Source organism: Deinococcus carri (assembly GCF_039545055.1).
Taxonomy (GTDB): domain Bacteria; phylum Deinococcota; class Deinococci; order Deinococcales; family Deinococcaceae; genus Deinococcus; species Deinococcus carri.
This window is the reverse complement of the sequence record NZ_BAABRP010000010.1, coordinates 59523-82190: the sequence shown is the minus strand read 5'-3', so window position 1 is coordinate 82190 and position 22668 is coordinate 59523. Positions and strand designations below refer to the sequence as shown.

The 22668-nt window shown below is 69.2% G+C and carries 17 protein-coding genes; 11 read left to right on the top strand and 6 right to left on the bottom strand.

Annotated elements, in window-relative coordinates; translation table 11 throughout:
• Positions 1-17 precede the first annotated feature (17 nt).
• Positions 18-938 (top strand): acetamidase/formamidase family protein, encoded by a 921-nt coding sequence (locus tag ABEA67_RS12985; protein WP_345465802.1) that lies wholly within the window; start codon positions 18-20, stop codon positions 936-938.
• On the opposite strand, the gene ABEA67_RS12980 is transcribed toward ABEA67_RS12985, so the two are convergent.
• The 5 genes from ABEA67_RS12980 to ABEA67_RS12960 all read right to left on the bottom strand — a co-directional run bounded on the left by ABEA67_RS12980 (position 926) and on the right by ABEA67_RS12960 (position 7942).
• A complete protein-coding gene (locus tag ABEA67_RS12980; RefSeq protein WP_345465801.1) occupies positions 926-1363 on the bottom strand; it encodes a response regulator in 438 nt (145 codons plus the stop codon). The two genes, ABEA67_RS12985 and ABEA67_RS12980, sit on opposite strands and share 13 nt — an antisense overlap.
• The gene (locus ABEA67_RS12975; RefSeq protein WP_345465799.1) at positions 1353-3605 is read right to left on the bottom strand and encodes an ATP-binding protein; all 2253 of its coding nucleotides are present in this window, start codon (positions 3603-3605) and stop codon (positions 1353-1355) included. Before ABEA67_RS12975 ends, ABEA67_RS12980 begins: the two co-directional genes overlap by 11 nt.
• Complete coding sequence (locus ABEA67_RS12970; RefSeq protein ID WP_345465797.1) at positions 3602-4150, bottom strand: biliverdin-producing heme oxygenase; 549 nt, start codon at positions 4148-4150, stop codon at positions 3602-3604. The genes ABEA67_RS12975 and ABEA67_RS12970 overlap by 4 nt, the downstream gene beginning before the upstream one ends.
• A gap of 244 nt (positions 4151-4394) precedes the next feature.
• Complete coding sequence (locus ABEA67_RS12965; RefSeq protein ID WP_345465795.1) at positions 4395-6155, bottom strand: M14 family metallopeptidase; 1761 nt, start codon at positions 6153-6155, stop codon at positions 4395-4397.
• A gap of 221 nt (positions 6156-6376) precedes the next feature.
• A complete protein-coding gene (locus ABEA67_RS12960; protein WP_425557198.1) occupies positions 6377-7942 on the bottom strand; it encodes an ABC transporter substrate-binding protein in 1566 nt (521 codons plus the stop codon).
• 451 nt (positions 7943-8393) lie between these two features.
• Here ABEA67_RS12960 and ABEA67_RS12955 point away from each other — a divergent pair, with 451 nt between their 5' ends.
• The 10 genes from ABEA67_RS12955 to ABEA67_RS12910 all read left to right on the top strand — a co-directional run bounded on the left by ABEA67_RS12955 (position 8394) and on the right by ABEA67_RS12910 (position 21388).
• A complete protein-coding gene (locus ABEA67_RS12955; RefSeq protein ID WP_345465791.1) occupies positions 8394-9713 on the top strand; it encodes an ABC transporter substrate-binding protein in 1320 nt (439 codons plus the stop codon).
• Positions 9714-9819: 106 nt separating this feature from the next.
• The gene (locus tag ABEA67_RS12950) at positions 9820-10794 is read left to right on the top strand and encodes a carbohydrate ABC transporter permease (RefSeq protein WP_345465789.1); all 975 of its coding nucleotides are present in this window, start codon (positions 9820-9822) and stop codon (positions 10792-10794) included.
• Entirely contained in the window at positions 10791-11660 is an 870-nt protein-coding gene (locus ABEA67_RS12945) for a carbohydrate ABC transporter permease (RefSeq protein WP_345465787.1), read from the top strand. Before ABEA67_RS12950 ends, ABEA67_RS12945 begins: the two co-directional genes overlap by 4 nt.
• Positions 11657-12682 (top strand): glycoside hydrolase family 43 protein, encoded by a 1026-nt coding sequence (locus tag ABEA67_RS12940; protein ID WP_345465785.1) that lies wholly within the window; start codon positions 11657-11659, stop codon positions 12680-12682. Before ABEA67_RS12945 ends, ABEA67_RS12940 begins: the two co-directional genes overlap by 4 nt.
• Positions 12683-12750: 68 nt before the next feature.
• Entirely contained in the window at positions 12751-13695 is a 945-nt protein-coding gene (locus tag ABEA67_RS12935; RefSeq protein ID WP_345465783.1) for a glycoside hydrolase family 43 protein, read from the top strand.
• A 202-nt stretch (positions 13696-13897) separates the two neighbouring features.
• On the top strand, positions 13898-14890 hold the full coding sequence (locus ABEA67_RS12930; protein WP_345465780.1) for a hypothetical protein: 993 nt from the start codon (positions 13898-13900) through the stop codon (positions 14888-14890).
• 3 nt (positions 14891-14893) lie between these two features.
• The gene (locus ABEA67_RS12925) at positions 14894-16093 is read left to right on the top strand and encodes an FTR1 family iron permease (RefSeq protein ID WP_345465778.1); all 1200 of its coding nucleotides are present in this window, start codon (positions 14894-14896) and stop codon (positions 16091-16093) included.
• 142 nt (positions 16094-16235) lie between these two features.
• Positions 16236-18314 carry a hydantoinase/oxoprolinase family protein gene (locus tag ABEA67_RS12920; RefSeq protein ID WP_345465775.1) on the top strand — a complete coding sequence of 693 codons (2079 nt, stop codon included), beginning with the start codon at positions 16236-16238 and terminating at the stop codon, positions 18312-18314.
• A gap of 22 nt (positions 18315-18336) precedes the next feature.
• Complete coding sequence (locus ABEA67_RS12915) at positions 18337-18774, top strand: hypothetical protein (RefSeq protein WP_345465773.1); 438 nt, start codon at positions 18337-18339, stop codon at positions 18772-18774.
• A 160-nt stretch (positions 18775-18934) separates the two neighbouring features.
• Positions 18935-21388, top strand: coding sequence for a heavy metal translocating P-type ATPase (locus tag ABEA67_RS12910; protein ID WP_345465771.1), 2454 nt, complete (start codon positions 18935-18937; stop codon positions 21386-21388).
• 221 nt (positions 21389-21609) lie between these two features.
• Here the strand turns inward: ABEA67_RS12910 and ABEA67_RS12905 are convergent, their stop codons facing one another.
• On the bottom strand, positions 21610-22659 hold the full coding sequence (locus tag ABEA67_RS12905; RefSeq protein WP_345465769.1) for a YeiH family protein: 1050 nt from the start codon (positions 22657-22659) through the stop codon (positions 21610-21612).
• Positions 22660-22668 lie beyond the last annotated feature (9 nt).

The following is a 22668-nucleotide window of genomic DNA, read 5'->3' as shown; positions in this document are numbered from 1 at the left end:
GGGCAAAGGAGGGACCCATGACAACCTTCGATGTCTCCCGCGAGCACCTGGTCTATGCGATGGACCGGGAGAATCCGCCCGTGCTGCGGGTGCCGGACGGCAGCACCCTGGTCTTTCACACCCGCGACTGCTTCGAGGACCAGATTCAGGACGCGCGGGCGGCCTTCACGGCGCTGGACTGGAACCGGGTCAACCCGGCCACCGGCCCAGTGTTTATCGAGGGTGCCCAGCCCGGCGACGCGCTTGCCATCGAGATTCTGGACATTCAGGTCGGGGACCAGGCGGTGATGGTGACTGGCCCCGGTCTGGGTGTGGAGGGTGACGCCCTGGAGCAGCCCAGCGTGCGCGTCTATCCCATCGAGGACGGGCAGGTGACCCTGCACGGCGTCCGGCTGCCGCTGCGCCCCATGATCGGCGTGATCGGCACCGCCCCGGCCGATACTCCTGTTCCCAACGGCACGCCCGGCCCGCACGGGGGCAACATGGACACGACCGTGATCCGGGCCGGCAGCCTGCTGGTCCTGCCGGTGAACGTCGAGGGCGGTCTGCTCGCGCTGGGTGACCTGCACGCCGGCATGGGCGACGGGGAGGTCAGTGTCTGCGGGCTGGAGGTGCCCGGCCGGGTGACCCTGCGCGCCCATGTGGTCAAGGCTTGCGCCTGGCCGCTTCCGCTGGTGCAGACCGCCACGCACCTCTACACCATCGCCAGCGCCCTCACGCTCGACGAGGCGGCCATCCTCGCCACCAAGCACATGAGTGCCTTCCTCCAGACCCAGGCGGGGCTGCCCCGCGCCGACGCCATCGGCCTGCTGAGCGCCGCCGGCCACCTCCAGATCAGCCAGGTGGTGGACCCCCTCAAGACCTGCCGCTTCGAGCTGGGCCTGGACATCCTCGCGCAGCTCGGCGTGCCGGCGCTCACCGTTGCTCAGGCCGAATAGGTGCTGGGGAGGCTGGCGGCCCCGAACCAGTACGCTTCGAGCAGGCGGACCAGGTGCAGGAACTCGTCCAGGGTGGCGGGCTTGCTGACATAGGAGTTGGCCTGAAGGGCGTACGCCCGCCGCACGTCGGTTTCTGCGCTGGAGGTGGTGAACACCACCACGACCAGGGACGCGAGGGCCGGGTCCGCCCGCAGCGCGGCGAGCACCTCGAAGCCGTTCAGGCGCGGCATGTTGAGGTCGAGCAGGACCAGATCGGGGAGCCGCTCTGCGGCCCTGTCGGCCTCCAGCTGCGCCAGGGCCTCCACGCCGTCCCGGGCGACCGTCAGGTGGACGGGCAACGTAGCGGCCTCCAGGGCAGCCTCCATCAGGAAGACGTCGGCGGCATTGTCCTCCACCAGCAGCAGCCGCACCTGCTCAGCCGGCATGGGGGCCTTCCTCCGGGTCGGGCAGGTGCAGGGTCAACGCGCTGCCCTGCCCCGGAAGGGACGTGAGGTGGAGGCTGCCCCCGTGCCGCTCGGCGATCTTGCGGCACAGGGCCAGCCCGATGCCGTTGCCGGGGGAATCCTCGCGGCGGCCCAGACGCTGGAACAGGCCGAAGACCTTCTCGTGGTATTCCGCGGCGATCCCCGGCCCCTGGTCCCGCACCGTGACATTCCATGCGCCCGGCACACGTTCGGCGCTCACCTCCACGCCGGGCCTGGGGCCGCCGAAGGTGAGGGTATTTCTGAGCAGGTGCAGCAGCAGGTCACGCAACTGGGCCGGGTCGGCGTGGAGGGTGGGCAGGGGTTCGGCCACCCGGACCTCGGCCCCCGTGTCCCTGATCTGGGGGGCCAGCGTCTCCAGCACGTCCCGGAGCACCTGCCCCAGCGCCACGGGGCGGCGGACGGGCGGTGGGGCCGACAGCAGCGCCGTGTAGGTGTGGAGGTCGTGGGTCAGGCCGCGCAACCGCGCCGTCTCCGCGAGCAGGAAGCGGATCATGCGCTCGGCACCCTCGTCGACCTGATCGCGGTAACGCAGGTGGAACAGCTCCGCGAACTGCGTGATCAGGCGCACCGGTTCCTGCATGTCATGGGCAATCACGAAGGCGTACTGCCGCCACTCAGCGTTGGCGCGCTCCAGGGCGGTGTTCAGCTCCCGGACCACGCTGAGCCGTTCGCCCAGGGCCGCCGTCAGGGCACGCCGGAGGTCCTGGGCCTCCTCCAGTTCGCCGGGGTGCCAGGGTTCGGCCCGCCCCCGCACCGTTTCCACGTAGGTGTCGAAGGACTGGCGCGGCCCCAGCCCGCCCTTGGCCTGCTCCGGCGTCGCCCCGCCCCAGGCCACGGTCGTGGTGATCGCCGGGCGCAGCCACACCACCCCCTCGGACCAGCCGTTCCCGACACTGACGGCGAGCAGGCCGCTGGCCCGGTCGCTGAAGTCGGCCGCTGCGGGCCAGTGTTCATGCAGCGCGTCCGTGTGAAACAGGGTGCCTTCCCGCGTGCGCAGCCACGTGAGCAGCGCCTCCACCTGGGCGGGTTCGGGCGTGAGGCCCGCGGCCCGCCAGCGCCCCTCGAAGAACACGATCACGCCGCCCGCCCGCATCAGCCCGGCCAGGTCCAGCGCCTCGTCGGCGAAGGTGTCCAGCGGCGCGAGCGAGTGCGCGGTGGCCTCCACCAGCCGGGCGTGGCGGGCCTGGAGCCGCGCGCGGAAGGCGTCGGTGTCTGCCCGCGCCTTGACCTGGACCTGCAGGCTCAGCAACCGGCCCAGGTATTCGAGTGCGGTGCGGGTTTCGGGGGGCACCACGTGCGGCGTGAGGTGATGGCAGGAGAGCAGCCCCCACAGCCGCCCCTCCACCACGATAGACACCGACAGGCTCGACGCCACGCCCATGTTCCGCAGGTACTGGAGGTGCATGGGCGAGGTCGCGCGCAGCACGGCCCCACCCAGCGGCGTGGGCTGGCCGGTCTGGGGGTTCAGCACGGGTTCCAGCGGGACGGGCACCCCTTGCGTGTCCGCCGTGAGGCGCAGCAGGTGCCGCACATAGAGCGCCCGCGCCTGCGCCGGAATGTCCGACTCGGGAAAGCGGTGACCCAGGAAGGGCGGCAGGTCCTCCCGGCGGGCCTCGGCGATCACCTCGCCGCTGGCGTCCTCGGCAAAGCGGTAGACCATCACGCGGTCCAGGCCGCTGATCTCCCGCACCAGGGCGGCGGCCCGCTCCGCCAGCTCGGCCAGCGAGGGCGCGCTTTCCAGCGCGAACACGGCGTTGCGCAGGGCGTGCGGGCCAGTGGGGTCATGCCCCTCGCTGGCCTCGAACTCCAGCACCAGCAGGTCTCCCACCCGGTGCGCGGTCAGGGCTGTGCGTCCCGCAGGCAGGTCCAGCGTCGCACGGTACTGGAGATGGTCGGGCGACCCGGCAGGCAGGGCCGCCAGCAGGGGCTGAAGGGCCGCCTCCGGCAGCAGGGTGGTCAGCGGCGCGCCCCGCAGCGCATCTGGAGGGTGCCCCAGGTGCCTTGCCGTGTTCGCGCTGGCCTGGAGGACAAGCCGCGTCTGCGCGTCCGCGGTGAGCAGCGCCCCATGCGGCTGAATACTGCCGGGGATATGGATCGGCTCGCGGTCGCAGTTGTCGGTGTCTATCGTCGGCCCGCCCAGATAGGTCGGTGGCAGCAGGTCCGCCGGGCCGCCCCCCGTCATGCCGGCACTCTGCGCAGGGCGTCCCCGAATGCCCGAAAGGTCATCTGCGCGCCCCCGATCACCCGCGCCTCCTCGCCTACCGTGCCCCAGCGGTTCATCGCCTCGCCAAAGGCCTGCCACATCCGCCCGGTGTCCGGACCATAGCCGTGAAAATAGGCACCGCCCCTTTCAGGCGTGAGGCCCAGATGTCGCCGCAGGTGGCGGGTAATGACCTGACCTCCCAGCGTGGCCCCTTCCAGAACATAGAGCGCCCCCAGTGCCTCGGGCACGCCCGCCAGCGGTGGGGGGGCGAGACGGACGGGTGGGGTGGCGGGCAGCGCGGCCAGGTCACGCATCAGCAGGGGCGCTTTCTTCAGGCGGAGGCCGATTCCGAAAGGCGCGGGCAGTGTCAGGGTCAGCAGCCTGGCCTCCAGCGGTTCCACCACGCCCTGGAGCTGCCGCAGGAGCCGGGCATACGCCTCCAGAGACAGGGAGGGCTGCATGACCGGCATCAAGGCTTCGACCTCCTGGTGTTGGTCCTGCGTAGCCTGTTTCAGACGTGACATCAGCATGAGTGAGATGTGACCTTAGCATACGTCGGGGCAGACATTTTGCGCCGGGCGGACTGTCAGCGACTCCAGCCGCGTGGGCGCGGGCCTCCCGGTGAGCGGCCTGCCTGACTCCTATCGAGGCGCTGCGCCACGAGTGAGCCTCTGGAGGAGACATGACCGCCGGGAACCGCTCTCCTCAACGCGGCCGACCTTCTCGTGCAAGGCGCGAGCGTGAGTTTGTTCCTGGGAAGGCCCTCTTTTACTTCCGCCCGTCACCGACGGCTGGGCGCGGGGAGGAAAGTGCTTCGCCCTCCAACCACCGAACCGCGCTTTCAATCACCTGTCCCTGGGCCGTGCAGCCCAGGCGGAACCGCTCGCCTTCCACCGTTTCGTCGGGGAACTCGGTCAGGAGCGTCAGGGGACACAGCATTCCCTCCACCTCGGCCAGCATGACGGGCGTGCCGTGGATCATCTGGTAGGGACGGGCGGCAGTGTGACACTCATAGACGCGGAGTTGCCGCTCATTGAAGGCCATCAGCGCGCGCTGCCCCGACAGGTCCAGGCAGACCTGCTCCGCCAGCCTCCTGGCCTGCTCCGACTGTTCCGGGGTGTGCCGCACCAGCAGCACGAAGCCCTTGGGAAGCGACCAGGCTTCGAAGCCGCGCGGGACATACCCGGAGAAGGGCCGGGTCCATTCATGCGCCGGGTAGCCGTGCAGGTTCACGTGGAGCGCGGCGTTCAGTTCACGGGCCAAGGCGCAGCGGGCATCCGCTTCCCCGAAGGGCGGCTGGCGGTACTCCAGGTCGTCACCGAGGGCCGTGTAGCGGGCGGCGTGGTGCATGTGTTCGGGGGCCACGGCGCGCAGCTCCTCGAACAGGGCCGCCCCATCCGGGTTCTCCAGCGGAATGAAGCCCAGGGGCAGGGGACTGGCAAGCTGGCCAGCAGCCAGCAGGGCCGCGGCGACGCCCGTGGCCTCGTTGCCGTGCTGGCCCCCACTGATCAGGACGCCCGACCCCCGGCCTGGACGCCGGAGCGTGGGAATGGGCCGCCCCTGAACGCTGTGGAAAGTCGGCGGGTCCGGCCACTCCCGCGTCAGGTGGTACACCTCGGCCACCCGGAGGGGGCGATCCAGGGTGGCGAGTGGGGGCGCAGCCCCGGATGAGGCCGCCGCCTGCGGCAAGGGCAGCAGGTCGACGGTCAGGCGGCAGGGACCGCCCGGCACCGCCTTCACCACCGGCACGATCTGGCCCACCGGAAGTTCACGGCTCCCCAGCGGCACACCCGCCCGGTCCTGGAAGTATTCCAGGGTGCCGAAATACAGGTCCTCGCTCAGCCCCTCGGTCAGGCTGGCCCGCTCGTGCCCGTAGGCAAGCGGCTCGTCGGGTTCGGACAGTTCGGCCGCGACACGCAGCACTCCGAAGAAGGGGGCCTGCTGCGGCCACGGGAAGCGTTTCAGAAATGCGGTGTAGGCGTCCCAGCAGCGCTCGGCGTCGGTCAGGACCAGCCGGGTGGTCGCCCCCTCCCCTTGAACGATGTCCACCCGCGCCGTGGGCCGCAGGCACGGGCGTCCCAGCGCATCGGTGGCCCCGCGCAGGGGAACTTCTACCCGCGTCAACTCCCCGTCCACGACCAACTCGTAGTGGTCGGCGGCGTAACCCTCGTGGGTGAACCGGACCCGGAGGTCGTCCAGCCAGCCCGCCAGGGGATAGGCCTCGATCAGGAAGCGTTCGGGATGCTCCCCGTCCAGCACGGGGAACCGCAGGTGAACGTGCCGGGGCGGCGCGGCTTGCCAGAGGGGCAGGTGAACCTCGAACACCTCGCAGGCGAGCGGCTTGTACGCGGCATGGACGCGCAGCTCGCACCCGGGAAAGCGGTGTCTCAGGTCTGCCTGAAGCCTGGCACGAACTTCGCGCGACTCGGACAGCCAGAGTTCCAGGCGGTCGGGCTGTGACGCACATGCCTCCAGCAGGGCCAGGACGGACTCGATCTCGGATGGGAACTGCTGCTCAAAGACTCGCACGGCATCTCCAGTTCAAAGGAAAGAGCCGCCCACGCTAGAGGACGGCCCTTTCCCGCGCCTCATACGGCCTCCGCTAAATTCCGCAACAATCGGGAAAGCACCGCTTGCTGCTCCATACCGCGGAGGCCGTATGTTCTCCTACTCGCTCTGCTTCGCAGCTTTGCAAGTCCGCTCGGATTTCAGGTTTACAAGTAAACCCTTCAATCGGAGTCCGTATCAGGTCATTTCTTGGTGATGGTCCAGAACTGCTCGCTGTTCGCCGGGTTGGGCACCCAGCCCGTGAGGTTGCTGCGCGCCGCACACAGCGGGCGGGAATGCACGATGGGAATGCGGACGGCCGCCGCGTTCGTCAGCTCATGCACGCGGGCGTACAGCTCCGCCTGCTGGCCCCTGCTCTTGGCCGAGGATGCCTGGGTCAGCAGGTCCTGAACCTGCGCGTTGTCGAACCCCGAATCCTGGGTGCCGCCGGGGCCGTAGAAGGCGTCGTAAAAGTTGGACGGTGCCCCGTACTGGCCGCTCCAGCCGATCATGTACATGTCGAAGCCGGGGGCCTTGTTGCGGTCCTCGAGGTACTTGGCCCAGTCCTCGGTCTTCAGGTTCACCTTGATGCCGATATCCGCGAGGTCGGCGGCCATCGCTTCGGCAATGGGCTTGGGCGTGGGGAAGTAGGGGCGGCTCACGGGCATGTACCACAGGTCGAGGGTGAAGCCGTTGGGATACCCGGCTTCCCGCAGCAGCTTCCTGGCCGCCTCGGGGTTATAGGCGGTGGCGGCGACCTTCTTGCTGTTGGCCCAGGCCAGGGCGGGCGGCACGAAACTGTTGTCGGCCACGCCCAGTTCGCCCCAGAAGGCGTCCACGATGGCCTTGCGGTTCAGGGCCATGCTGATCGCCTGGCGTACCTTGGCGTTCTTCAGTTGCTCCTGCCGGACATTCAGGCTCAGGAACCCCACATTGAAGCTGGGGCGCAGCACGGCCGTCAGGTTCTTGTCGGCCCGCACCGCCTTCAGGCTGTCGGGGTTCAGGTCGCAGGCGAAATCCACCGTTCCGGTTTTCAGCTCGTTCAGCCGCGCGCTGGGGTCCTTGAGGAAGCGGAAGAGCAGCGTGTCACTCCTGGGCTTTCCGGCCCAGTAACTGGGGTTGGCCGCCAGGTTGATCTGGGCACCGCTCGTCCACGAACGGAACATGTACGGGCCGGTGCCTACCGCACCCGCGCCGGGCGTGCCGTAGCTCGCCCCCGCCTTTCGCACCGCCGCCGGGCTGGCGATCCCGAAGAAGTTCACGCTGATCATCTCCGGAAAGTTCGCCAGCGGGCGGCTCAGCAGGAAGGTCACCTGATACTCGCCGTCCTTGCGGATGCTCTTCAGCACACTGTCCTTGCCCCTGGGTTCGCCGAAGATCAGCCGCCAGCTTTCCCAGGTTTTCTGGGGCCGGTAACCGCTGGCGAAGGCCGGGTCCCACCAGCGGTTCACGTTGAACACGACCGCGTCGGCGTTGAAGGGCGTGCCGTCGTGGAACTTCACATTCCGCCGCAGGTTGAAGGTCCAGGCGGTGCGGTCGGCGTTCGGCGTCCAGCTGGTGGCGAGGCCGGGCGCGAGGGTGGTGGTGCCGGGCCGGACCCTGGTCAGGGTGTCGTAGATCTGGTTCTGCACGATGGCCGAATTGGTGTCGTTCAGGTTCCCGCTTTCCAGCGTGACAGGTTCGCCCCCCGCGCCGTACACCAGGGTGGCGGCGCTGGCCTGCGTGCCGGCCGCCAGGGCCAGGCCGAGCAAGAGCTTTCTCGCGTTCATCATTCGCTGCGCCTCCGGTCAATGACTCGAATCAGAGAGGATTCGCTGGGACCCTGACCCGTGGATATGGCAGGCGTGGGACCAACGGCTGGATTGCTTGGCCTCCCCATGATACAGGGTGTCCTTCGCCTTCAGCCTCCGCGAAAACCGCCGCAACTGCCCCCACTGCTCCCTGAGCAGAGAACCCCCGGACGGTGGGGCCGTTCACTCCGGAAGTTCCACCGTGCCGAGGTACCGGGTCCGGCCAGAACGAGGAGTGCGTCAGGAACGGGGTTTCCGCGCATGCCTCAGATTCCCTTGAACGTCCTCAAATCAAATTGACGCCCTTCTGGGGGGGGTGTAGGCTGCCGGATGAACATACAGTAAGGCGCACCTGGGGCCAGCTTCACCCGGCCCTGTCCCGTTGACCTCGCGCGCCGCGTCGTCACGCTTCCCCAGGAGGTTCATCGTCATGGCCCGAACCACTTCCCCCCGCACCGCGGCGCTGCTGGCCCTGCTGGCCCTCGGCACCGCGAGCGCCCAGACGTACAGTGGCCCGAACGTCACCCTCACGTTCCTGCACGGCTTTACCGGCCCCGACCGGCCCGTCATGGAAGGGCTGATCAAGAAGTTCAACGACACGCACCCCAACATCCAGGTGCGCGCGCAGGCGCAGCCCTGGGCGACCACCTGGCAGCAGCTGCCCTCGCTGGTGGCCTCGGGCAAAGCGCCCGACGTGACCGTCATCAACGAGGACCAGATCACTGGCTTCATCGCGCGCGGGGCCGTCTCGCCCCTGACCCCCGCCGAGATGAAGGCGGCGGGCATAGACAGGAGCCGTTTTTTCGGCCCGCTGTTCGCCACGGCGGACTACCAGGGGCAGTCGTATGGGGTGCCGGTGTCGAGCGTCGCCTACGTGATGTTCTACAACAAGGACCTGATGAAAAAGGTCGGGCTGGACCCGGCCAAGCCCCCCCGCACCCGCGCCGAGTTTCTGGCCGCCGCGCAGAAATGCACGGTGGACAAGAGCGGCAAGACCGCTACGCAGGCCGGCTTCGACCCCAAGAACCTCGACACCTGGGGCGTGAGCCTCTACAACAACTGGGTCGGGTCGCGGGCGGCCTACGCGGCCATCCTGCAAAACGGCGGGTCGATGGTGGACAAGAACCAGAACGCGGCCTTCAACTCGCCGCAGGCGGTCAGCGCCGTGCAGTTTCTGGTCGATCTGGTGCAAAAGCAGCATGTGGCGCGCCCCAACAGCACCGAGGAAGCCGAGCTGGCCGCCTTCAGCCAGGGCAAGGTCTGCTTTTTCCCCAGCGGTCAGTGGTACCTCGACCGCTTCGAGGGGCAGAAGATGAATTTCGGCGTGACCTTCCTGCCGCGCGTGGGCGGCAACGTGCGGGACGCGGCCTGGGGCGGCTCCAGCCACCTCACCCTGCCCAAACAGCGCGCCGGGTACGACGCCAACAAACGCCGGGCCGCGCTGGTCTTCATGTCGTGGCTGTCGCAACCCGCGCAGAATCTCACCTGGACGAGTACCGGCAGTCTGCCGACCCAGCCCGCCGTGGCGAAGAACCCGCAGTTCGAGAAGGCCGCCATCAGCGGCATCTTCGACCGCCTGAACAGCGTGTACGCCACCAGCGGCTACCCCTGGGTGGGGCAGGTGATGGCCCCCTTCGATCAGGCGTGGGAAGCCGCCTACCTGGGCAAGAAGACCGTCACGCAGGCCCTGAACGACGGCGTGCGCGAGTCGAACAAGCAGATCGAGCAGGCCCGCAAGAACTTCCGGTAACCCTGCCCGGCGGGCGGCCCGGCCCCCTCACCCCCGTTCCGGCGTGGTCGTGGGGCCGGGCCGCCCCGTCGCTGCTCTCCCGTCACCCCGCGCGAGGTCCCCGCCCATGACCGTCACCCCAGCGACCCCGAGTCCACCGGCCCAGACCACACCCGCACAGACCACCACGGCCCCCGCCCCGGTCCCGCGCCGCCGCCTGAACCTGGAACCCTACCTGTACCTGCTGCCGCACGCGGTGCTGTTTTTCGTGTTCACGGTGTATCCCATCGGCTACGGGCTGTACATCAGCCTGCACCGCTGGGACCTGCTGAGCGGGCAGCAGCCCTTCGTGGGCGGCGAGTTCTACCGCAACCTGTTCACGCCCGGCACGCCGCAGTTCGATTTCTTCTGGAAGACCCTCTGGAACACGACCTTTTTCACGCTGGTCAGCGTGCCGCTGCTGGTGGCGGCGGCGCTGGGGCTGGCCCTGCTGCTGCACCGGCCCATCTTCGGGCGGGCGTTTTTCCGGGCCGTGTTCTTCATGCCCGGCATCCTGACCGTCTCGGTAATGGGCATCCTGTGGCGCTGGCTCTTCGACAACCAGATCGGGCTGGTCAACGCGGCGCGGGACGCCCTGTTCCACGCCCCGCCGATTCCCTGGCTCTCCACCGAAGGGCTGGCCTGGGTGCCCATCGTGGTCGGGACCGTGTGGTGGACGGTGGGCTTCAACATGACGCTCTATCTGGCGGCGCTGGGCAACGTGCCGCTGAGCCTCTACGAGGCGGCCTCGCTGGACGGGGCCACGCCCTGGCAGAGTTTCCGCTTCATCACGGTGCCCATGCTGGCTCCGGTCACGCTGTTCGTGGTGGTCACGACGGCGCTGGCGTCCTTCCAGCTGTTCGGGCAATCGCTGATCATCACCAACGGGGGGCCGAACCGCTCCACCCAGAGCGTGATTCAGTACATCACCGAGGAGGGGTTCACCAACGCGCAGTATTCCAGCGCCGCCGCGATGGGGTTCGCCTTTGGCCTCGTGATGCTGGTGCTGACCGCCGCGCAGTTCCGCATGATGGCGCGCGACGTGCGTGAAGGAGGCGCATGACCGACCTCGCCCCCACCCCGGCCCGGCCTGCCGCACCGCGCCGCCGGATGCCGCGTGACCTGCCCCGTTTTCTCCTGCTGTGCCTGCTGTCGCTGGTGTTCCTGGCCCCGGTGTACTGGATGATCAGCACGTCGCTGAAAACCGAGGCGGACGCGATCTCCTCGCCGGTGCAGTGGCTTCCCAGGCACGTCACCTTCGAGAATTACGTGTCGGTGCTCACCTCGCCCGACGGCAACATCCTGCGCTGGACCGGCAATTCGCTGTTCGTGGCGCTGGCCTTCACGGTGCTGCACGTGCTGCTGTGCGCGCTGACAGCCTATCCGCTGGCGCGGATGCAGTTCCGGGGCCGCAACGCCTGGTTCTGGTTCATCCTGTCGAGCCTGATGATTCCCGGCATCGTGACCCTGATTCCGACCTACATCATGATGCTGAACTTCGGCTGGATCAATTCGTACCACGCGCTGATCTGGCCCGGCCTCAGCGGCGTGTTCGGCGTCTTTTTGCTGCGGCAGTTCTTCATGGGCATTCCGCGGGAGCTGGAGGAAGCCGCGCGGCTCGACGGCGCGAACAGCCTGCAAATCCTCTGGCGGATCATCCTGCCGCTGAGCATTCCCTCGCTGGTCACGCTGGCGGTGTTCGCCTTCATGGGGTCGTGGAACAACTTCCTGTGGCCCCTTTTTACCGTCACCGACGTGGACAAGATGACGCTGCCGGTGGGCATCACCACCTTCTCGCAGCGCTACGTGACCGAATACGGCAAGCTGATGGCCTCGACGACGCTGGCGGCGGTACCCGCGCTGATCGCCTATCTGGTCGCGCAGCGGTTCCTGGAAGCGGGCCTCTCCACGACGGGGCTGAAGGAATGAAGCGGCCGTCCCGGCTGGCCCTCGCCCTGACGCTGGGGGCGCTGCTGACCCCCGCCGCGACGCTGGCGGACGGACGTGGTGCAGGGGCAACCCGGCCCACCTCCTCCCCCACCACCTTCCGCAATCCCGTGATCGACGAGAATTTCCCCGACCCGTTCATCCTCAAAGTCGGGAAGATCTATCACGCCTACTCCACCAACAGCGGCAACGACAATGTGCCGCACGCGGTCAGCCGCGATCTGGTCCGCTGGGAGCGGGCGGGGGACGCGCTGCCGGTGCTGCCGGAGTGGGCGCAGGGGGGGCGCACCTGGGCACCCGAAGTGGCGCGGGTCGGCACCCGCCTCGTGCTGTACTTCACCGCGCAGGACCGCGCGAGTGGCCGCCAGTGCATCGGCGCGGCGACGGCCAGCTCGCCCGCCGGGCCGTTCCGGGACACGTCCGCCAAGCCGCTGGTCTGTCAGACCGCCGAGGGCGGCAGCATCGACGCCAGCCCCTTTCAGGACGTGGACGGCCGGCGTTACCTGCTGTGGAAGAACGACGGCAACTGCTGCAACCAGGCCACGAACATCTACCTCCAGCCGCTCAGCGCCGACGGCCTGCGGCTGACGGGCAAGGCCACCGCGCTGATGGGGAACTTCCAGCTCTGGGAGGGAAACGTGATCGAGGCCCCGACGCTCTACCGCTCGGGCGGCGTGTATTACCTGCTGTACTCGGCGGGTCCCTTCGACAGTGACCTGTACGCGGTGGGCTACGCGACCGCCCCGCGCGTGACCGGGCCGTACCGCAAGGCCCCCGAAAACCCGGTGCTGGTCAGCAAGGGCGCAGTGGCCGGACCGGGGCACCAGTCGGTCGTGACGGACGGCGCGGGGCGCACCTGGCTGGCCTACCACGCCTGGACCGCCGGGCGCATCGGGGACGCCGTGGGCCACCGCAGCCTGCGCCTGGACCCGGTCACGTTCGGGGGCGGCAAGGTGAAGGTGGCGGGACCCACCCTCACGCCGCAGCGGGCACCGACGCCATGAACCGGCCTCAGGAGGTGGAAAGCCGCCCCGATGTCCGGCACACCCCCCGTTCTGAAAAGGCTTGACCGATGACCCAGACACCAACGAATCAGCCACCGACATCCGGCCCGCTTCCCCAGGAACCGCTCTACCCCGGCAACTTCGCCGACCCCTTCGTACTGCACGTTGACGGCACGTACTACGCCTACGGCACCGGCCTGAACGGTCAGGCGGGCGTGCGGGCCTTCGAGGTGCTGTCCTCGCCCGACCTGGTCCACTGGACCTCACACGGGGGCGTGCTGGAGCCGGTGCGCCCGGAAGCGCTGGACTACTGGGCACCGGAAGTGGCGCACGCGGACGGCACCTTTTACCTGTACTACTCGGTCGGACGCGGCGACAAGGGCCATCACCTGCGGGTGGCGACGGCGGCACATCCGCTCGGGCCGTTTACCGACCTGGGGCTGAACCTCACGCCGGAGGAACCCTTCGCCATCGACCCGCATCCCTTTCAGGCCCCGGACGGCTCGTGGTGGCTGTTCCACGCCCGCGACGACCTGACCGGCGAGCGGCCCGGCACCGTGCTGGCCGTGGCAGAGCTGCATGACATGACCCGGCTGGGTGAGTCGCGGACCATCCTGCGGGCCAGCGGCGACTGGCAGGTGTACCAGCGGGGCCGCACTATGTACGGCGCGATCTACGACTGGCACACCCTGGAAGGTCCCTTCGTGCTGTTCCGGGACGGGCGCTTTCACCTGCTGTACTCGGGGGGGGCCTGGACCAACGAGACGTATGGCGTCGGCCACGCCGTCGCGGACCACCCGCTCGGCCCCTGGACCGAACCCGTGCCCGGCGCGAACGTCTTGCGGAGCGCCGGACATCTGCGCGGCCCCGGTCACGCCAGCGTCACGGAGCGCGGCCGCGAAGACATCCTGATCTTTCACGCCTGGAACGAGGAACGCACCCGCAGGCAACTGCACGCCGCCCCTCTGCGCTGGGCGGACGGCCTGCCCAGCGCCCTTCCCGCCCCTCTCTGACGGTCGCCCCGCCCTCCCGGCCCCTCTCTTCCCAGACTGAGGAGTTGCAGAATTCGGGCGCACTGTCGGCTCAGCCACCGAGGGCTGCCCGAGGGGCCTCGCCTGGGCGACCACCCACAGAAGCTCCGGCCTCCCCAAGTTATCCTAACAATTCCGAGTGGATTGGTTGACTTTAGAGAAGCTGCTTCATAGAGTGCTCACCATGATTCGCCGCGCTTCGTTCATCTTCCTCGGTCTGGCCCTCTCCAGCGCTGCTCTGGCGGCCCCGAAAGACTCCGTCAAGTTCGCTGTGACCCTGGAGCAGATGCGCGGGCACTACGATGCCAGCTTGCTGAACTACCGCAATGGTGACCTGACGATGGCGGCCAAGCACGCCAAGCATCCCGCCAACGAGCTGTACGCGGCGGTTCGCGGCGACCTGACGCCCGCCCTGCAGCAGAAGTTCCTGGCCGACTACGCCCGCATCAACCAGACCCTGGCCGCCAGGAAGCCCTACGCGGAGTACCAGAAGGTCATGAACACCTTCTACGCCGACGTGGACGCGGCGCTGGCGACCCTGGGCACCACGCGGAACGATCCGAAGTTCGCCGCGCAGGTGATTGCCCAGATCCTGGAAAACGCCGAGCACGAGTACGAGGAGGGTGTGCAGGGCGGCAAGGTCACGAACCTCGCCGAGTACCAGGACGCGATCTACTACGTGGCCCGCGCCCGGACCTGGTTCGACCGGAGCGCCCGCAGCTTCCCCCAGCACCAGCGGGACGAAACGGCTGCGGCGCTGCGTGACGCCGCCGCCGTCATTGCCCGCAAGGGCGACGTGAAGGCCCTGGAAAAGGCCATTGACCAGGCCAGGGAGGAACTCGCGGAGATCAGCGGCGTGGAGCAGGCCGCGAAGAGCAGCAACGCGACGTACTTCGCCAACATCGACCGCCTGCTGGCCGCCGCCAAGGGCCACTACGCGGGCGGCATGCTGGACGACGCCGAGGAGGCCCTGATCGACGCCTACCTTGAGAACTTCGAGTACCTGGAAAGCCCCCTGGCCAAAAAGGATCAGGCCCTGGAGACGAAGCTCGAAAAGACCCTGCGCGAGGATCTGCGCGCCCTCTTGAAGAGCAAGCCCAGCGCGCCGAAGTTCAACGCGGCGGTGGACGCCGCCCTGACCGACCTGAAAAAGGCCCGCGCCCTGCTGGGAGAGTAAGCCATGAACCGGTTCCTGATCCTGCTCCTGGCCCTGCTGGGCGTGGCCCGTGCCGCGCCCGGACAGGTGGACGTGACGGCGGAACTCCGCACCGCGCACGATCTGGTGACCCAAAGTCTGCGCGAGTACGCGGGCGGCAACCGGGAGGCGGCCTTCCGCAGCGCCCGCGCCGCGTACCTCGACCACTTCGAGTACGCCGAGCCGCCCCTGCGCGTCCTGAATCCGGACCTGATCCTGGAGATGGAGTACCGCTTCGCGGACCTGCGCAACGGCATGAAGAGCGGGGCGAGCCTCGGCGAGCTGCGGGAGATTGCGGGCGACATCGACGACAGCCTGCGCAAGGCCGAGAGCATCGTGAACGGCACGGGCGTGCTGGCCCCCACCCTGGCTGCGACCGGGGGCTTCACCATCCTCTTCCGCGAGGGGCTGGAGGCGGCCCTGCTGATGGCCGCGATCCTGGCCTACCTGGTCAGCACCCGCAACGACCGCCTGCGGGGCGGGGTGTGGTGGGGAGCCGGCGCGGCCCTCGCCGCCACGGCCGTCACGTGGTTCGCCGCCACCTACCTGCTTTCCATCGCGCCCATCTCGCGCGAGCTGATCAGCGCGATCACCAGCGTCATTGCCGTGGTGATCCTCTTCTACCTCTCGTTCTGGATGCTGCAACAGGGGGACCGCAAGCGCAGCGCGGAATTCATGCGGGCGCGCGTTTCCCAGGCAGTGCAGAGCGGCAGCCTGGGTGCCGTCGCGCTGGTGACCTTCACGACCATCTACCGCGAGGGGTTCGAGACGGTGCTGTTCTACCAGGCGCTCGCGGTCGCCAGCGGCCCGGTCCTGGGGTACATGTACCTGGGCATCGCGCTGGCCGTTCTCGCACTCGTGGCCGTGTTCGCGGTGATCTTCCGCCTGGGGCACCGGGTGCCCACCCAGCGCCTCTTCCCGGTGCTGGTCACCGTCACGGCACTCTTTGCCGTCGCCTTTGTGGGCAACGGCGTCCGCGCCTTCCAGGAGGCGGGCTGGCTGCCGGTGACCAACCTGTACGGGAAGGTGCCCACCCTCGACCCCAACGTCGCGGCCCTGACCGGCCTGCATCCCACGGCAGAAACGCTGGTGGCGCAGCTGCTCATGATCCTGGTCTACGTGGTGGGCTTCGCCGTGTTCCGCGCCCGCGGGTCACGCCAGGCCGGACGCGAGGCGCATTCTTGATGGAGTCCGGCGCGGACCGACTCCACATTCCCCAACAATCGGGAAAGCACCGCAAGGCGGCTCCATACCGCGAAATCCGTATGCTCTCCTCCTCGCTCTGCTCGGATTTCAAAACCTTTTGGAATCCGTATGAGGCCCCCAGTTGACCCCTGACCCAGCCAACATCCTGCCCGCACGTGTGGGCATCGACGTGGGCGGCACCTTTACCAAGGGTGTCGCCCTCGACGCCGGGGGACACATCCTCGCGGTGTCCCACGTGCCCACCACCCACCGCCACGAGCATGGCGTCGCAAGCGGCGTCCTGCTGGCCCTGCGCGCGCTGCTGCGCGACCTGCCGCCGGGGACGGCCCCCGTCCTGGTGGCCCACTCGACCACCCAGGCGACCAATGCCCTGCTGGAGGGCGACACCGCCCTGGTGGGCATCCTCGCGCTGGGCGAGGCGCGCGACGAGCGGCGCATCGGGAACGTCACGCGCCCCCCGGCGGGCCTGCGTGCCCTCCAGGCCTTCGTGGCGACCGACCGGCCAGACTTCGGGGACCGGGTGCGGGCCGTGCTGCAGGACTGGCGTGCCCGGAACGTCGGCGCGGTGGCCGTCTCGCAGGCCTTCGGCGTGGACGACGCCCGCTTCGAGCACGAGGCCGGGGAACTGGCACGGGAGGCGGGCTTTCCCGTCAGCCTCGGCAGTGACCTGTCGGGCGCATACGGGCTGGAGATGCGCACCCTGTCCGCCGTGGTCAACGCGAGCATCCTGCCCACGATGGTCCGCACCGCCGGGCACGTGCGCGACGCCGTGCGTGACCTCCTGCCGGACGTGCCCCTCCTGATTGTGCGGGGCGATGGCGGCGCGGCCGACCTGCGCGCCTTCGAGGAAACGCCCCTGCACACCGTGGTGAGTGGCCCCGCCGCGAGTCTGGGCGGGGCCATCCTCGGGCACGGGGTGATGGACGGCGTGTTCTTCGAGGTGGGCGGCACGAGTACGAACATCGGCGTGATCAAAGACGGGCAGCCCGCCCTGAAGTACATGACGGTGATGGACGTGCCCACCGGGCTGCGCGCGGCAGACATCCGCATCGCCGGCGTCGCGGGCGGCAGCCTGGTGCGCCTGCGTGGGCACCGGATCGAGGACGTGGGACCCAGGAGTGCCCACATTGCCGGGCTGGCGTATTCCAGCTTCACGCCGGCAGACCGTTTGGCGGGCGCGCGGGTCGAGCTGATCGCCCCCAGTCCCGGTGACCCGGCGGACTATGCGGTGTTGCAGACCCCGGACGGCACCCACTTCGCCATCACGCCCACCTGCGCCGCCAATGCGCTGGGGGCCATTCCCGCGGGGGGCTACGCGCACGCCTCCCCCGAGAGCGCCCGGCTGGCGCTCGCCCTGCTGGGGCAGGCGCTGGGGGCCGGGATGGAGGCGGCGGCCCAGGCGGTCCTGGAGGCCAGCGCCGAGAAACTCACCCGGACCGTGCAGGGCCTGGTGCGCGAGTATGGCCTGCGCGGTACACCGCTGTACGGCGGTGGGGGCGCGGCCAGCGTGCTTGGCCCGGTCGTCGCCCGCCGGCTGAAGGTGCCGTTCGTGCCCATTCCGCACAGCGACGTGATTTCGTCTATCGGGGCGGCGCTGGCCGTTATCCGCGTAGAACGGGAGCGGAGCGTCACCCGCCAGGACCCCACCGTCGCGGACCTGCTCGAACGCGAGGTGGGCGACGAGGCGGTGCGGCTGGGCGCGGACCCCGCCTCGCTGCGGGTCGAGACGGAGTACAGCGCCCGCGAGGGTCGCCTGCGGGCGGTGGCGACCGGATCTCATCCCCTGAGTGCGCGCACCCGTCCCCTCGATGCGGACGAGTTGCAGCAGCAGGCCCGGCAGGTGCTGGGGGAGCAGGCCCGGCTGGTGTTCGGCGGCACGCACCATACCCTGTTCGTGGCCTCGCGGGTGCGCCGCGGCCTGCTGCGCCGGAGCGAGCAGCACGCGGCCCTCGTTCTGGATGGGCGCGGCGTCCGGCTCCTGCGGTTCGAGGACGCGCAGGTGCTGACCGGCCACCCGCACGTGGCGCTGGAACGGTTACAGGCCCTGCTGGCCGGACGGGCGGTCGCGCCGCACGTGGCCGCCCTGACCGCCGCCCGCCTGCGCGATTACGCGCATCTGCACGACCCCGCCCTGCTGTTGCAGCAACTCACCGAGAACCTGCGCCTGGAAGGCCAGGTTGCGCTTATCGTCGAAAGGTGAGCGCCACAAGGAGAACCCAACGATGCTGTACCGCCGTCAACGCAACCTGTCCCCCCTGCTCGTGACCGTCGCGGCCCTCCTGGGGCTGGCGCTGGGCTTCTTCGCCGGTCGCGCCACCGCACCCGAGCCGACCCTCGCCCGTCTGGTGGGACCGGAGGTGGAACACGCCCGCAAGGCCTCCGGCGCGCTGGAGATCGTCCCACTGGAGTACGCCCGCGCCCAGCAGGGCAACGCCAGCAGCCTCGACGCGGCCCGGAGTGCCGCCCGGCAGGCGCAGTCGGAACTGGACGCTGCGACGCTGCTGCGACAACTGAACCCGGGCGGGTTCCGCGAGGCACGGGCGGCCCTGGTGGCCCTCAATGGTGCCATCGACGCCCACCGCAGCGCCGACACTGTGCAGGCGGATGCGGCGCGCGCTCAGGCCGCGCTGCGGGAGCTGCAAGCGATCGGCACGCCCTGACCGCAGCAGGCCTCCTGGCCTCTCCCCCACCCGAGAACGTCTGCTGCACGCCGCCCACACCCTGCCGGTCCTACCGCAGAAATCGAAACGCTCCTCGCCTGACCCTTTACGGAAGCTGAACGGTGCCGGCCTAAGGTGGCCGAATGGACAGGAGGACGGCATGACGACGCATGACCACGGCGGGCACCATGACCACCACCACGCACCGGCGGCGGTTCTCGAGGTGGTCTTCCGCAACTGCCATGACGGTTCGGAGTTCGCGGATCTGGAGCAGAGCCTCGCGCGGGTCCCCGGCGTGACCTCGGTGCACATCGACCGCACACGCGCCGTGGCGCACCTGGGGTACGACCCGGGCAGCGTGACCGAGGCGGAGCTGCGCCAGCGCCTGCACACCGCCGGGTACGCCTGCGCCTGCCAGGACTGCGCGCCGTCGGCGGTGCAGCCAGGCCATCCGAGCGTCGGACACGAGCACCAGGGGCACGGTGGGACAGCAGGAGCGCGGGACACGCACGCGGCGATGGGACACGGCCGTCATGGAGGCACGAGCGACGCCGGGCCTGACGCACACGCCGATATGGGGCACGACGAGCACGCGGGGCACGGCGCGCACATGGTGAACGACATGCTGCGCCGCTTCGTGGTCAGCCTGATCCTGACCGTGCCGGTGGTGCTGTACTCCCCGATTGGCGAAACGCTGGGCTTCACCGCCCTGCCGCCTTTCGGCCTCTCGATGGCCTGGTTCGGGCTGCTGCTGTCCACGCCGGTGGTGTGGTGGGGCGGCTGGCCGTTCATCTCGGCGGCCTGGCGTGCCCTCAGGCGCGGCGAGGCGAACATGATGACCCTGATCGCCACGGGCATCCTGGTGAGCTGGGTCTTCTCGGTGTACGCGACGTTCTTCCTGGGTGGAACCGACGTGTTCTTCGAGGCGGCAGCCATGCTGACCACCCTGTCGCTGCTGGGGCACTGGCTGGAGATGCGCTCACGCTTCGCCACGGGGCGGGCCGTGGAGGCGCTGCTGAAACTGGCTCCCTCCACGGCCCGCGTCGTGCGGAACGGGCAGGAGCTGGAGGTCCCCCTGGAGCAGGTGGTGGTGGGCGACGAGATCGCCGTGCGGCCCGGGGACCGCGTACCCGTCGACGGCGAGGTCATCAACGGCAGCAGCTACGTGGACGAGTCGATGATCACCGGCGAGCCGATTCCGGTGGCGAAGAACCCAGGGGCGCGGGTCACCGGCGGAACCGTGAACCAGAATGGGGCCTTCACCTTCCGCGCGACGGCGGTGGGGGCCGATACCGCCCTGTCCCGCATCGTGCAGCTGGTGCAGAACGCGCAGGCGAGCAAGGCCCCCGCGCAGCGCCTGGCCGATCAGGCCGGGAAGTACCTGGTGTTCGTGGCGCTCGGCGCGGGCCTGATCGCCTTCCTGGCCTGGTACTTCCTGGGGAATGAAGGCGTGGTGTTCGCGCTGACCGCCGCCGTCTCCGCCATCGTGATTGCCTGCCCGGACGCGCTGGCGCTGGCCACGCCCACCGCGATCACCGTGGGGGTCGGGAAGGGCGCGCGGGAGGGCGTGCTGTTCAAGAACGCCACCGCCCTGGAGGCGACCGCCGGGGTGGACACCGTGATCTTCGACAAGACCGGGACACTCACCGAGGGCAAGCCCTCCCTGACCGACGTGATTCCCGCGCCCGGAGCCAGCGAGGCCGAGCTGCTGCGCCTGGCGGCGTCCGCGGACCAGCCCTCGCAGCACCCACTGGCGGAGGCCATCGTGAAGGGCGCGCAGGCGCGGGGCATGACGGTCGAGCGGCCGGAAACCTTCGACAGTATTCCCGGGCACGGCGTGGAGGCGACGGTGCAGGGCCAACGGGTGCTGCTCGGGAACCGCAAGCTGATGGAGCGGGAGGGGGTGGACATCGGTGCCCTGTCTGGTGAGGTGGAGCGCCTGGCAGCCGACGGAAAGACCGCCATGTTTGTGGCGGCCGACGGGCAGGCACTGGGCGTGGTGGCCGTGGCGGACACCATCCGCGCGTCGGCGAGGCAGGCAGTTGAGGCGCTGCATGCCCTGAACGTGCAGACCGTCATGCTGACCGGGGACAACCGCCACACCGCCGGGGCAGTGGCCCGGCAACTGGGCCTGGACACCGTGATCGCCGAGGTCCTGCCGCAGGACAAGGCCGCCAAGGTGCAGGAACTTCAGGGGCAGGGCCGCACGGTTGCCATGGTCGGCGACGGCGTGAACGATGCCCCCGCGCTCGCGCAGGCGGACGTGGGCATCGCCATCGGTGCCGGAACCGACGTGGCGGTCGAGACCGCCGATGTGATCCTGGTGAAGAGCAGCCCGGCGGACGTGGCGAGCAGCATCGCTCTGGCCCGCAAAGTCCGCGGCAAGATCAAGCAGAACCTCTTCTGGGCGGCCAGCTACAACGTGCTGGCCATCCCCTTCGCGGCGGGCGTGCTGTACCCGGCCTACGGCATCCTGCTGCGCCCCGAGTGGGCCGCCCTGCTGATGAGTGCCAGCACCGTCATCGTCACCGTCAACGCGCTGCTGCTCAACCGGGTCCGCTTCGAGCGGGGAACACCTCCGACGCCCGCCGGGCCAGCCAGCCCCGCTCTCTAGGGCGGGCGGGTTGAGGCACCTCATGCTTGGCTCTGCGGGACAGTGGCCCAGACCGGAGGCCGGGAGAGATGGAGCCGCAGAGGTAGACCCAAAACGGACACCCAAGTGCGGTTGTTGTTGCCGCGTCCACTATGCTGGACAATGACTGAAGAAGTTGGCGACCCACTTTGCGGAGCCGGCGAAACTCCGTGCGGGGAACGAGAAGCGAGACTGCCCCGGAGTCAGAGATGAAGTGCCGCCAGCCCCCACTGGAACAGGCCGCCGCCCACGACCAGCCAGACCATCAGCAGGCCCCCCAGCACCAGGGGCTTCAAGCCCGCCTGCCGCAACGTGCTGAGGTGGGTGGTCAGGCCCAGGGCGGCCATCGCCATCGTGAGGAGCCAGGTGTCCACGTTCAGCAGCAGTGACACGGCAGAATCGGGCAGGAGACGCAACGAGTTGAACAGCGCCGCTGCGATGAAGCCGAACGCAAACCAGGGAACAGGGATGGGTTGACGCGGGTTCCCTGCGGTCGAGGCCGCCGCCTGACCGTTCCACCACGCAGAGAGCAGCAGCAAGAACGGCGCGAGCAGCATCACCCGGATCAGCTTGGTCGTGACGGCGACGTCGGCAACGGAGGCACTGACGGCCTTGCCCGCCGCCACGACCTGCGCGACCTCGTGGACACTGGAGCCGATATAGACGCCGAAGGCCGGACCAGCGAAAGGCCACAGGTGCAGGGCGTTCATGGCGGGGTAAAGGAAGATGCTGAGGGTGCCGAAGATCACCACGGTCGCCACCGCGACGGTGACCTGCCCCGCCTTCGCTTTGACCACGGGTTCCGTCGCCAGCACGGCGGCGGCTCCGCAGATGCTGCTGCCCGCCCCGATCAGGACCGCGCTTTGCCTGTCCAGCCTGAGCCAGCGGCCCAGCAGACAGGCCAGGAGGAAGGTGCTTCCCAGCATGAAGACCGCCGACAGGAGGCCCTGTGCGCCCACACCCAGGAGTTGCTGCCAGGTCAGCCGAAAGCCGTACAGGATGATGCCTGCCCGCAGGAGCGTTCCTTTGCTGAAGGTCACACCGGCCTCACAGGTCCGGCTCAGGGGCGGATACACGGTATTGCCCAGCACCATCCCCAGCACGATGGCGAGGGTCAGGGGACTGAAGCCCAGCGAACGGCCCCAGCCCGCGTTGCCGACCAGCACAGCGAGGGCCGCCACGGCGAGGGTCAAGCCCAGACCGGGCAGCAGGCGAAACAGCGGGGAGGGACGCGACCGGGCAACAGCAGACATACCGGGAAC